9 protein-coding genes are annotated in these 12270 nt (G+C 38.1%); 5 read left to right on the top strand and 4 right to left on the bottom strand.

Annotated features, from left to right (window positions below):
* Nucleotides 1-271: 271 nt before the first annotated feature.
* Together HC643_RS22865 and HC643_RS22860 are read left to right on the top strand one after the other, a co-directional pair.
* Nucleotides 272-1162, top strand: coding sequence for a phosphate/phosphite/phosphonate ABC transporter substrate-binding protein (locus HC643_RS22865; protein ID WP_038071830.1), 891 nt, complete (start codon nucleotides 272-274; stop codon nucleotides 1160-1162).
* Between the two features lie 89 nt (nucleotides 1163-1251).
* Nucleotides 1252-2139: a phosphate/phosphite/phosphonate ABC transporter substrate-binding protein gene (locus HC643_RS22860; RefSeq protein WP_038071832.1), complete on the top strand. Its 888-nt coding sequence runs from the start codon at nucleotides 1252-1254 to the stop codon at nucleotides 2137-2139.
* Here HC643_RS22860 and HC643_RS22855 read toward each other — a convergent pair.
* Entirely contained in the window at nucleotides 2136-3746 is a 1611-nt protein-coding gene (locus HC643_RS22855) for an iron uptake porin (protein WP_038071834.1), read from the bottom strand. The two genes, HC643_RS22860 and HC643_RS22855, sit on opposite strands and share 4 nt — an antisense overlap.
* Nucleotides 3747-4215: 469 nt before the next feature.
* Between HC643_RS22855 and HC643_RS22850 the strand changes: the two genes are divergently transcribed.
* Nucleotides 4216-6054 carry a sensor histidine kinase gene (locus HC643_RS22850; RefSeq protein WP_038071836.1) on the top strand — a complete coding sequence of 613 codons (1839 nt, stop codon included), beginning with the start codon at nucleotides 4216-4218 and terminating at the stop codon, nucleotides 6052-6054.
* 56 nt (nucleotides 6055-6110) lie between these two features.
* On the opposite strand, the gene HC643_RS22845 is transcribed toward HC643_RS22850, so the two are convergent.
* The 3 genes from HC643_RS22845 to HC643_RS22830 all read right to left on the bottom strand — a co-directional run bounded on the left by HC643_RS22845 (nucleotide 6111) and on the right by HC643_RS22830 (nucleotide 9386).
* The gene (locus HC643_RS22845; protein WP_038071837.1) at nucleotides 6111-7283 is read right to left on the bottom strand and encodes an acyltransferase family protein; all 1173 of its coding nucleotides are present in this window, start codon (nucleotides 7281-7283) and stop codon (nucleotides 6111-6113) included.
* 106 nt (nucleotides 7284-7389) lie between these two features.
* The gene (locus HC643_RS22840) at nucleotides 7390-8568 is read right to left on the bottom strand and encodes an acyltransferase family protein (RefSeq protein WP_038071839.1); all 1179 of its coding nucleotides are present in this window, start codon (nucleotides 8566-8568) and stop codon (nucleotides 7390-7392) included.
* A gap of 674 nt (nucleotides 8569-9242) precedes the next feature.
* Entirely contained in the window at nucleotides 9243-9386 is a 144-nt protein-coding gene (locus tag HC643_RS22830) for a hypothetical protein (protein WP_167844735.1), read from the bottom strand.
* Nucleotides 9387-9845: 459 nt separating this feature from the next.
* On the opposite strand from HC643_RS22830, the gene HC643_RS22825 reads away from it, so the two are divergent.
* The gene (locus tag HC643_RS22825) at nucleotides 9846-10709 is read left to right on the top strand and encodes a Tab2/Atab2 family RNA-binding protein (RefSeq protein ID WP_038071843.1); all 864 of its coding nucleotides are present in this window, start codon (nucleotides 9846-9848) and stop codon (nucleotides 10707-10709) included.
* A 104-nt stretch (nucleotides 10710-10813) separates the two neighbouring features.
* A complete protein-coding gene (locus HC643_RS22820) occupies nucleotides 10814-12124 on the top strand; it encodes a TldD/PmbA family protein (protein WP_050045271.1) in 1311 nt (436 codons plus the stop codon).
* Nucleotides 12125-12270: the final 146 nt, after the last annotated feature.

The following is a 12270-nucleotide window of genomic DNA, read 5'->3' as shown; positions in this document are numbered from 1 at the left end:
TAAAAACCAATTTACTATGGGAAGTGGCTTCCCTGCAATTACAATATCAGTGATACTACTGTACCTTTTTTTTATTAATCATATTAATATGTGACAACTCTATTATTATTTTAATTTTAGTGCTTGGTATGCAAATTCCGATATTTTTGACAAAAATGATTCTCTCTTTGCATTTCAAGAATATTTAGCATTCAATAGTTAACTATCTGTCTTAATTTTATCTAATTTTAAATTTCTTACACAATTTATTTTTTAGAATTTTTAGAAGTAAATGAAACGACGTCAACTGATTTTGTATGCTCTTCTATTTAGTAGTGGATGTACAATTGCCAATCCACTCAATAGCCTTTCTAATAAATCAGTTATCAATTTACCTAAGAAACTAAGATTTACAGTAACAGATGTTAAAGGTATTCAAGAATTACGGCAAAATTATGAGGCTTTTCGGACTGTATTAGAGGATATTTTAAATATAAAAATTGAATTTTTCCCTGTAGAAAGTTTCATAGCAGCAGCACCAGCTTTGCAATTAGGTCAAGTAGATATAGTTCTTGCAGGTCCATCAGAATATGTCATCTTAAATGCTAGAGCAAAAGCAGTTCCTGTCGTTGCTATTACAAGACAAAAGTACTACGCAGTCATTGCTGTCCGTGCTGACAGTGGTATCGAGTCAATATCCCAATTAAAAGGCAAAAAAATTGCTATGCGCTCAAAGGGAGGAACCGCCGGACACATTTATCCTATAAAGCTGCTTCTTGATGCTGGGTTAGATCCAAAATCTGATGTCCAAATTCTCTTTTTAGGAGACAGGGGAATGGAAGCTTTGAAACAAGGAAATGTTGATGCTTTAGCACGCTCTTTCTCTGGATATGAGAAAGCTTTGAAAGATGCAGGTTTATCTAAAACAGAATTTCCAGCGATCGCACGTGGAGCGCTTTTACCTAGTGACGTGTTTGTTGTCAGTAACAACCTCGATCCAGCGTTAAGAGAATATATACAAAATCTAATGCTCAAACATCAAGATAAGTTACTACAAGCTATCTTATCAGCTCCAGGAAACGAGCAATTTAAAGGCTCAAAAATGGCTGTGGCTGTTGATACTGATTACGATATGATTCGGGAAGTTTATAGAGCCATAGGGGAAGGTGATTTTATTAAGTAAATTATCAAGATTCCATTGACCATCTGTTACAGTCGAAATTTCAAAATTAAGTATTTTTTTCATAAAATTCTATTTTACAATTAAATATCATGCACAGACGACAATTAATTTACAATATTTTCCTATTTATTGCTAGTTGTACAACAACTAAAAACTACAATTCTTCTTCTAAAGACTCTACTGTTACTTTGCCTAAAACACTAAGATTTACAGTAACAGATGACAAAACTTTAGAAGAAATAGAGCGGAGTTTTGGAAGTTTTAAAATAGCACTCGAACAGGTCTTAGAAACGAAGATAGAGTTTGTAGCAGTAAAAAATTACATTGCAGCTGCAACTGCTTTACAGTCAGATCGAGTCGATCTTATTTTAATTGGACCGTCTGAGTATGTGATTATACGCGCAAGAACTCAAGCTATTCCCCTGACTGCTATCACACGTCCAAATTACCACTCACTCATCCTTGTTTCTCGCAAAAGCGGTATTAAATCACTAGCACAGTTGAAAGGCAAAAAAATTGCTTTAGGCGATTTAGGAGCAGCAGGTAGCTATCTTAGCCCGTTGAAAATGCTGATAGATGCTGGATTAAATCCTAAGTCTGATGTTGAAATAGTTAATTTGGAGGAAACAGAGCGCTTTCTGACTTTAAAAAAAGGTGAAGTTTATGCATCAGCATTTTCAAACAATACCTACGAGCGAGAAGTTGTAGAAAAAAAAGCAGAAAGTGAGTTTTTAATCGTAGCACAAAGCCCGCCCTTACCTAACGATGTTTTTATTCTCAATAGCAAATTCGATCGTGCCATTGTGGAACATATTAAATCGCGCATGATCGAGAATCAGGATAAACTTATTCAAGCTCTGATACTCGGACGTAAAAACAAAAAATATAAAAAATCTCAGCTTGTTTCTGTAAATGATTCTGATTATAATATGATTCGTGAGGTATATCGAGCAATCGGACAAGATATGTTTTTTTAGAACTTGAAGGTAGTCCGAATAACCCCTACAAAGATACTACTATTATTGTTGTTATGTTCTGGATTTGTAATGACAAATAAGCCAGGAGTCATGGAGATATTATCTGTAATTTTTAAGCGATAAAAACCTTCTATATGCAAAGAAGTTCCTCGATCTGAAACTTGGCTGCTTTCTATAACTTTTGGTGGCATACCAATCACAATACCAGCAAGATGACCTTTCCCTCCTAAGTCCCGTAAAGCTAAAGTCACGGCATAGTTAAAAATATCTGCGCGATCGCGACTCACTTCTGACTCTACAAATGAATACCCTACCCAACCAGACAGGATGAATTTAGGGCTGATTCGGAAACTGGTTTGCAAGCCAAAGGAATCTGCTGAAGTAGCGACGTTACCAAATGGTCTCCTAGCATTAGCGCTACCGGTATTACCTGTTAGATTGACACCGCTATTACCGCCTCCTGCATAATAGGAGTGAACGTAAGTTAAGCCCATGTCTAAATTTTTGATTGGCTTAAAGGAGAATTGCGCTAAAGCACCGTAGTTCCCATTGAAAAGACCGTTTTTATCAGTAGAATCCCTAGCATCACTAGCAAGATAGGCTAAAGAGAGGTTAGTAGACTTGCTGAATTCGTAGTTAATACCTACCCCTGTTCCATCTGAAACTCGGTAAATAGGGTTAAACCGCCCAAAGCGAGAAATACTACCGCTTCCAGAACTTTCTAAAGGATTGAAGGTGGGGACAAAATCATTCAATTTACCTTCAACAGCAACCAGAGTCACTTTAACTTTATTGCCAATAGGAAAGTAATAGTACAAGTCATCTAAACCAACTTTGTTGTCTTCATTTCCATCAAATCCCAAACGAGTCATTCTCGTACCCGTGACACCGCCTTGAAACTCAGTAACATTTCTGGCTTGCAAGCGAATTCTTAAAAGATCTTTGCCAGTAAAGCTACTATCCAAATTTAGTCGCAGGCGATTGCCCAATATAATATGATCTTGCAAATCTAAGTTGTTATTGGGATTGCGATCGCGATCGGCTGCATCACTACCAAAAACACCAGCCATGGCAAAGATAGCTTCACCCGTAAGTTTAGTCGTGGTTGAAAACTGAGTCGTTTGTAGCGCATCTGTGCGAGCTTCTAAGACATTTATGCGCGAGCGGATCTGAGCAAGTTCCGTGGCGAACTCTTCTTGCAGTTTTTGAAGTATGGCTAAATCTTCTTTAGCTATTAAATCAGCTGTTGTACTAGTAACGAGTTCATTTATCCGAGCTAAACAAGCATTTAACCCAGCAGCAAATTCGTATCGTGTTATAACTTGCTGACCCCGATAACTCCCGTCAGGATACCCTGCAATACAACCATACCGTTCTACAAGAGATTGCAACGCTTCAAAAGCCCAATCTGTAGGCTGTACGTCAGATAACTGAGAAACGGAAGTAACCTGTAGTTGATTATTTTGAGAAAAGTCCGCGCTGCTATCTGTTTGATTTTGGCTTGGAACTGATACTTCAGCTGTAACTGTTGAAAGTGAGACAACGAAGGTTGCGATCGTAACAGTGGGGCTGAGCAGTAAAGAATTTAGCAAAATTCTTGATATCACTTGCTCACATATATTTTATGATAATAAACATTTAATTTAATAATTAAATATTTTAATGAAAACCGAATATATACTTATGTTTTTGAATTTGCTCTCAACTACTTAGGTAAAAAAGCAAAAGAATTCTTAGTAAATACTTAAAATACGATGCTTAATCAATAAAAATATTATTTTTGTTGATATCCGTAATATTACTGCTGTCTTCATACCTAACTATCCAATAGCATGAAGAATATAGCAGTCCTAAATCATTTGTGAAAAATTTTAAATTATATAGGGTGAGCATTGCCTGCCATATTCTAAGTTTGACAAGCAATGTCTACCCAAATAACCATATACGTCTCGAAAACTAAATAGAATTTATATATATTTAATCCTCACGAGCGGGGTTTCGATATTAGGTGCAGCTAAAAATATCATTAATACTTCTTGTAGCTCTCTTAACTCCTTATTTAGCAAGAGTGAAAAAATGCTATTTCGCGGTTCTCGTTCTGCTTCAAAAAAGCTAGAAAGCAAAGCTAAAGAGAAACACTCAGGCTTAAAATATTTCTTAGCTCGAATCAATCACTTCATTAATAGCTTAAGTATTGCTAAAAAAATTGGTTACGGATATTCTTTATCAATTGGTCTTGCAATCCTAGGAACAACAAGTGGGTTACTCATTGCCGACTATTACGAAAAACAAGCTCAGATGCAGCTAGAGCTAGCCGATCGCCAAGAAGATATGTTAAGAAGTTTAGAAAATGCTGTGATAACAACACAATTACATCCACAACGATTTATAACAGTCCTCGATGATTCTGTTTGGTTGGAATTTGAAAAAGATAAGTTTTTAGCCAATGTAGATCGGGTCAAGCTATATTTAGCTGAACTTGAGTCATTTATCAAAAAAAATCCCGAGCAAGTAGCCGTAGAACCTGAAGAGTTAAAAAAAATTCTCACGAAGTATCAATCAAATCTTACATCATATACGACTTTTATCCAATCTTTTTGGAATCAAATAGAATCCCCTAAATTAGAGCTTCCAAAAAAAACAAGTAGCCAGAATGATTTTATGGTTATCTTGAAAGGTCAAGAAGCTGCTCGCATAAATGTGAACTTTGAACTACTTTCAGAAGATTTAAGTCGAATTTTAATCCGAGCTAAAAATCAAAAACAACAAGCAAATATTAGTTTTAGTAATGCTCAAGTACTGCGACTGCAAACAATTTTTGGCAGCATGGTGCTGTCAGTTGCGATCGCCGTAGTATTGGCTCTCTACACGAGTTGGGTAATCGCCCGTCCTCTAGTTGCAGTCACTGATGTTGCTAGAAAAATTACTCAAGAAAAAGATTTCGAGATCAGAGCTTCTGTCACCAGTGCTGATGAAGTAGGGACTCTAGCAACTTCACTCAATCAATTGGTGCAATGGGTAGGAGATTATACCCACGAACTAGAAATTTCTCGCCAAACTTTGGAACAACGAGTAGAAGCACGAACTCAAGAACTGAAAATGGCACTGCAAGATCTGCAATCCACTCAAGGTCAACTCATTCAAACAGAAAAAATGTCATCTCTCGGTCAGATGGTAGCAGGGGTTGCTCATGAGATTAATAACCCAGTTAACTTTATTTATGGCAATATTGAATGTGCTAGTTTTTATTTTAAAGATTTGCTAGATTTAATATATTTATATCAGCAGGAATATCCAGAAAATCCTAAGATTATTGAAGAGAAGATAGAAGAAATTGAATTGGAGTTTCTTAAAGAAGATTTATTCAAAACACTCTCATCTATAAAAATAGGCGCACAGCGCATTCGGGAAATTGTGCTATCTTTGCGAAACTTCTCTCGGCTAGATGAAGCTGATATGAAAGAAGTCGATCTTCATGAGGGACTAAACAATACATTATTAATTCTCAATCATAGAATTAAGCAAGAGATTGAAGTGATCCAAAATTATGGAGATTTACCTTTAATTGAATGCTATCCGGCTCAACTCAATCAAGTTTTTATGAATATTTTAAATAATGCGATAGATGCATTATTAGATGATAACCAAAGAAGCAACAAACAAATTGCGATCGAAACATCAAAGGTAAATAGCGATCGCATCAAAATATCAATCAAGGATAATGGACCTGGAATTCCTCCAGAAATTAAAAATAAGCTTTTCGATCCGTTTTTTACAACTAAACCAGTAGGAAAAGGAACTGGGTTGGGATTAAGTATTTGTTACACAATTATTGAAAAGCACAAGGGTAACATTGAAGTGGTATCAGACATTGGTCAAGGAACAGAATTTATACTGTCCTTACCGATTAAGTAAGGACTAGTGGTTCGTATAACCGATCGACCTAGCTTGAGATTGTTTGATGAAGTAACTTATATGTGTTTGATTTTGTATCCTTTTAAAGGATTAGACGTGAATGGTCGTTCAAAGAGTAGATGAAAAAAGTATGCAAATAGTAACGATAGCCCCACACTTGTTACGTATAATGTTGCGGTAAACGTGACTGGAGACATTTTTAGGGTAATAAGCCAGTGTCTTACCAACGTTTGTACTAGTCCGTGAGTAAGATACAAACTATAAGAAAATTTTGAGAGTGCGATCGCCCAAGGATGCTCAAATAGCTGCACGATTGGAGGTAGTGTTTTCCCCTCAACCACAATTTTAGTACAGTAGATTATCAAACAAGCAGCTGCGATACTAGCAAAAGTCTCGAAAATCCAAGCATCTACACCTAGTTTTTTCCAATGAGTGATGACAGCAACAGCCGTAAAAATTGTGGCTAACCTAGCCCATGGCAAAGATTGTCTGAGTTTTATCAGTTGTGGTTTTTGCGAAAATGCAATTTCTGATGCTGTCATTCCAATAGTAAATGAACCAACAAACCAAGGGCGGCTGACATCCATATAACCATTGAATAAATAGTGAGGCGTTAGCCCAATTAAAAAGGCGATTGTAATGACAAATAATAAACCCCAGCGCCGCAATATAGGAAGAAAAATAATAGGAAATAAAAAGTAAATTTGCCATTCTAAAGCTACACTCCATAATGGCACATTCATAATAAAAACATCCGTTCCAGGAACAAAATTATAAATAACTAGAAAATGCAAAATCACACTGACAAAGGAAAAGTGAGGGGAAAACCAATCGTATTCCATTTCAAGCCATTGGAAAGTAGTAAACTTTTCCAAAGTTAATATAACTAAAGCAACTGCACAGCATAAAACAATTGTTGCGTAGAAAGGTGGTAAAATTCTTCGCGCTCTTCTTTTAAAATAATCGAATAGACTTCCTGGAATATAACCTGTGTGAGAGCGCGTGACTGGCAGCATTAAACAGTAGCCAGAAAGTACAATGAAAACTGCAACGCTAAAAGAACCATATCGTATTAGTTTTGTTGGTAAATTTATCCACAGAGGTAAGTTCTCTGCTTGGTGCGGCAAAATATGACAAAGTACGACATATAATGCTGCTAAACCACGTATTCCATCTAAGAAAGAAAGACGTATTTTTTTCTCAGGATATGTTTCTATAGTTGTCTTCATATTATTCTTTTTTTGACTGTTAACGCTATCAAGTATCGAAAGTATATTCTCTAAAACTTATCGTAAAGATAAGTGTACAATGCTTATCTTTACTTTGCATTGATACTCACATAAATGTATCTTTTAATTGGTGTTTTTTCATAAAACCAGACATAAATGGTCGCTCAAAAGCCCAGTAAAATAAATAAGCAGTTATTAATGACATTGCCACACCTACTATGTATGATGCAGCTGCAAATAGCTCTGGAGAAATTGGCAGATAAAACAAAAAGTAACGCACGAATACTAAGACGGGTCCGTGAGTAAGATATAGGCTATACGAAAAAGTCCCAAGTGCGATCGCCCAAGGATGTTGTAAAAAACGCAGCACAAAAGGAAGCTGTTTACCCTGCATTAAAAACTTGGTGCAATAAATAAATAGACAAGCAGCAGCAAGACCAAAAAAAGTCTGACCAATCCATATATGTAATTCCAGTTTTCGCCACTCAGTTAAAAAGGCAATACAAGCGAAGGTAACAGTCAACCAACCCCACGGTAGGGAACTTCTCATAGTGACTAGCTTGGGTTTTTGAGAAAATCCAATATCTGCAGCTGCCATTCCTAAGGTAAAAATACCAATAAACCAAGGATTTGCTGATTCAAATAATCCATTGAGTAAATAGATTGGTGTTATGCCAATTGCAAAGGCGATAATCACGACTGATAACAATCCGAACCGTCGCCAAACAGGCAGTAACAATAGCGGAAACAAAAAGTATATCTGCCATTCTGTTGCTACAGTCCACATAGGTGGGTTTATCGTCATGTACGTGTTGGCGTCAAGATTGTGAACAAGTAGCAGGTGAGATAAAACATCAATAAAAGAAAAGTTAGGAGAGAATGGTCCGATTCCAGCCTCTTTGTGCCACTGAAAACTTGTGAAGTTTTCTAATAAGAAGATAGCTCCTGCTAGTAGCAGACACATAAATAGAGCCACATAGTAAGGTGGTAGAATTCGCCGTGCTCGTCTCTTAACATAATTAATTAAAGTTCCTGATATATAACCGCTTTCAGAACGAGCTACCGGCAGCATTAAAACGTAACCTGAAAGAGCAATGAAAATTACAACACTAAATGCACCGTATTTCATCGCTCTTCCTAGAAATAGCCAGAATAGAGGCAGTTGTCCTCCAATTGATGGTTCAATGTGGACAAGGACGACATACAGAGATGCAAGCCCACGCAATCCGTCTAAGTAATCAAAACGGAGTCTTTTCTCATTCAATTTATCTAGAAGTTGAGGCATGGATTTCATCTTATTTCCTACTGTCACAACAAAAAATAGCTTTCACAGACAAAACTCGCAGAACGTTAATGAAGCAGAGCTTAAAAATATAGAAATCCAAAGTCTATATCTTTCAACTAAGTTCATTAAGGGTACAGAAGGTCACGGTATTGCGATCTCTGCCTCCAGACTTATGCCTTTTTGTACTGGCTTTAGAGCCTCAGATAGGATACCCATACGCTTGGGTAGAACCTTCTCAATAAGAATGGGGGACTCAAACCAAGACAAGCAATATTATGCAGATAGAACCAAAAAGCAAATTTTCCCGCACTGTTCAGAGTTGCCTTCTTGTTGCATTAATAAAAATGGGCAACAGAAAAATTAGCTTTTGGAAAGTCTTGAACGCAATCTTTTTCACGTACAGCAGACAGTCAAGGAGGCTGAAGTTCTTGACTGTATAGAGAAAAAGGCATTTAACACAGACTCAGAGACACCAGCATTCTTTAGTCTGTGCAGCTATATCAAGAACTGGGATTAAAACTCCCCCCACAGACTGAGAATTTAGCGAAGGTTTCTGAATCTTATGAACTAAGAAACAAACACAATAATTAAAAATGACATATCTCCTACAAGGCACAGGTAGTGTAAAATTGTGCCTTTCCTACCTCCCAGGAGAGCCATTTAAATCTATTAAGCTAGGGTGGAGTCAAGCCACCAGGAATTCTGACAGCCGGGACTGTTTTAAGTACGAGTTTATATCCTACAAAAATTTTACCTTTCAGCAGTGCTTGCTGAATGTGAGTCTGGAGAATCGATCTAATAAAAGCTAGACAAGACATACAACTGACCTCTGAGTTTAGATTTCAGAGCTGCGCTCTTTTCTGCACAAACTCACGATTTGGGAATGACCTTTACATAATTATTTTTGGTACTTAGTCCTCAACTTAATACAGGACAGCCCAAAAAGTATTAAATTTATGACCTATTTAATAGAATTTTTACATAAGACACAAACAATCTTTATCAAGAATTTAATTTCTAAATTAAATTTCTAATATAGTTGTTTTTAACAGTTATAAAATCTATGAATTGACAAATATAAAATCTATGAATTGACAAAGTAGCCAAAAACTGTATTAACCATGAAAGTCATGCCTGAGGCGATCGCTGATTTCTAGGAGCTTTTAGAATAACTTATTCTTCCTTGTCTCCCATGTCCTCCTTGTCTCCCAATCCCCCGTCCCCAATCCCCCGTATCATAAAGATATAAAAAAGTAGCCAAATTTCAACGGCATAACATGGGCAGTATTTGGGAACTCGATTTTTACTCACGTCCAATACTGGACGAAAATCAAAAAAAACTTTGGGAAGTCTTGGTATGCGAAAGCCCGTTAGATACGCGCACCAAAGTCGATTCTGTTTTTCGCTTTACCAAGTATTGCCCCAGTACTGAAGTGAATTCAGTATGGTTGCGGACGGCGATCGAAGAAGCCATTGAGAAAGCTGGTGTTTCTCCAAAAAGAATCCGCTTTTTCCGCCGTCAAATGAACAATATGATTACAAAAGCCTGCAAGGACCTTGGCATTCCCGCACAACCAAGCCGCCGGACTCTGCTGCTGAACCAATGGCTGCAACAGAGGATGGAAGAAGTTTATCCCCAAGAACCAGGGTATCAAGCAGGAACAAATCCCTCAGTGCGTTTGGACAATCCCTTACCTCAACGGTTACCAGATGCTTTGGAAGGACAGCAGTGGAATTTTGTCAACTTACAGGGTGCAGATTTTGCCGATATGCACGAGTGGGAAATTGGTTTTAGGGAAGCATTTCCTCTAGAACTCGCGCAAGTTTCCCCGGAAACCCGTATTCCCGGTATTTTAATTTTCTCACCTAGAGCATTACCCCTAGCAGCGTGGATGTCTGGCTTGGAGTTGGCGTGGTTGAAATTCGACAACACTCAAGGAGCAAGATTAGTTTTGGAAACGGGTGCTACTGAAAGCTGGATTTTGGCAAATATCAAAAATGACCAAACTTTAGCAACAGCCAAAGCTTTTGAAGCCGCAAAGCAGAAAGCCAACGGATTGCATTTTATAGCAGTGCAGTCCAATCCGCAAGAAGAATCTTTTGCTGGATTTTGGCTTTTACAAGAGGTCAATCTGCCGTAAATTGATTGGGGGATGAGCTAATAGCTAATGGCTAGTAGCTAATAGAAGAACAATTAGCCATTAGCCATTAGCTATTAGCCATTAGCAATTCAAAAGCAAAAAACATGGAGCCTCAAAAATTACCTCAATATTCACTAGCAGAGCAATTGCTTGAACTTTCGGTAAAATCAGGAGCAGAAGCAGCCGAGGTGTATCAGTCACTGTCGCTGTCTCGACCCGTGTTTTTTGAAGCCAATCGCCTCAAGCAGTTAGAAACCAGCCAATCAGAAGGTACAGCACTGCGGTTGTGGCAAAACGGGCGTCCGGGGTTAGCAGTAGCTTACGGTCCGGTAGAACCACAAGCATTGGTAGAACGTGCTTTAGCCCTCAGTCAATTAAACCAACAAGAAATAGTAGAATTAAATGGTAACTATCAGCCTTTCTATCCAGATTTAGGGAAAAGCGTCTCTGTAGAAAAGTTGGTAGAATGGGGTAAAGAAGCGATCGCACTCATTCGCGAGCATTACCCAGATGTCGTTTGTACCGGTGACTGGGAATGCGATGTAGAAACAACCAGACTCGTTAACACCAGAGGTTTAGATTGTCACTATACGGATACAACTCTCAGTTGTTACATAGAAGCAGAATGGGTACGCGGTGACGATTTCTTAAGCGTTGCTGATGGTGAAATAAAACGCAATAACCTACAGCCTGAAAAAGTGGCTCAGCAAATTTTACAACGATTGGCTTGGGCAAAAAAAAATGTCCCATCCCCTAACGGTCGCGTTCCAGTTTTGTTCACATCCAAAGCTGCAGATATGCTTTGGAGTACCGTACAAGCGGCTTTAAATGGCAAAAGAGTCTTGGAAAAAGCTTCTCCTTGGGGAGGTCGTATGGGGACATTAGTCGTTTCTCCAAGTTTAACCCTCTACCAAGACCCCGAAGCAGGACCCTACAGCTGTCCGTTTGATGATGAAGGGACTCCAACTCAGCCTTTAGTCTTTATAGAAAATGGCGTCCTACAGAATTTTTACAGCGATCGCACAACAGGACGTCAATTAGGAATGCCCTCTACTGGTAATAGTTTTCGTCCTGGATTAAATAGCTACCCCACTCCTGGTTTATTCAATTTCCTCATTCAACCCGGTTCGGGAACCTTACAAGAGCTAATTCAACATTTGGATCGGGGATTGATCGTGGATCAAATGCTAGGTGGAAATACTGAGATGTCAGGAGACTTTTCTATTAATGTTGATTTGGGTTACCTCGTTCAAAAGGGTGAAGTGATCGGACGCATTAAGGATACGATGGTCGCAGGAAACGTTTATACAGTTCTCAAACAATTGATGGAACTGGGTAGTGACGCTGAGTGGAATGGTTCCTGTTACACCCCATCTTTAATAGTGGAAGATCTCTCGAGCACGGGGAAACAGTGACCGATAACCAGCGAGCGCTAATCCCTGATGATTGAGTCCTTGCCTTGCGGTGAATCCAATCCAAAATCATCTACCTTATTAATTATTTGATGAAATGACTTTGCTAGTAGAAAATAGGTATATTCCCAATCCTGCTTTATATTGTA

Source organism: Tolypothrix bouteillei VB521301, assembly GCF_000760695.4.
GTDB classification, from domain to species: Bacteria; Cyanobacteriota; Cyanobacteriia; order Cyanobacteriales; family Nostocaceae; genus Scytonema; species Scytonema bouteillei_A.
Note: the sequence above shows the minus strand (reverse complement) of the source record. Positions and strands in the feature narration are given on the sequence as shown.

Coding starts and splice junctions, on each gene's coding strand:
- HC643_RS22865 (WP_038071830.1), top strand. CDS start 272: ATGAAACGACGTCAACTGATTTTGTATGCTCTTCTATTTAGTAGTGGA.
- HC643_RS22860 (WP_038071832.1), top strand. CDS start 1,252: ATGCACAGACGACAATTAATTTACAATATTTTCCTATTTATTGCTAGT.
- HC643_RS22850 (WP_038071836.1), top strand. CDS start 4,216: ATGCTATTTCGCGGTTCTCGTTCTGCTTCAAAAAAGCTAGAAAGCAAA.
- HC643_RS22845 (WP_038071837.1), bottom strand. CDS start 7,283: ATGAAGACAACTATAGAAACATATCCTGAGAAAAAAATACGTCTTTCT.
- HC643_RS22840 (WP_038071839.1), bottom strand. CDS start 8,568: ATGCCTCAACTTCTAGATAAATTGAATGAGAAAAGACTCCGTTTTGAT.
- HC643_RS22830 (WP_167844735.1), bottom strand. CDS start 9,386: ATGTCTTGTCTAGCTTTTATTAGATCGATTCTCCAGACTCACATTCAG.
- HC643_RS22825 (WP_038071843.1), top strand. CDS start 9,846: ATGGGCAGTATTTGGGAACTCGATTTTTACTCACGTCCAATACTGGAC.
- HC643_RS22820 (WP_050045271.1), top strand. CDS start 10,814: ATGGAGCCTCAAAAATTACCTCAATATTCACTAGCAGAGCAATTGCTT.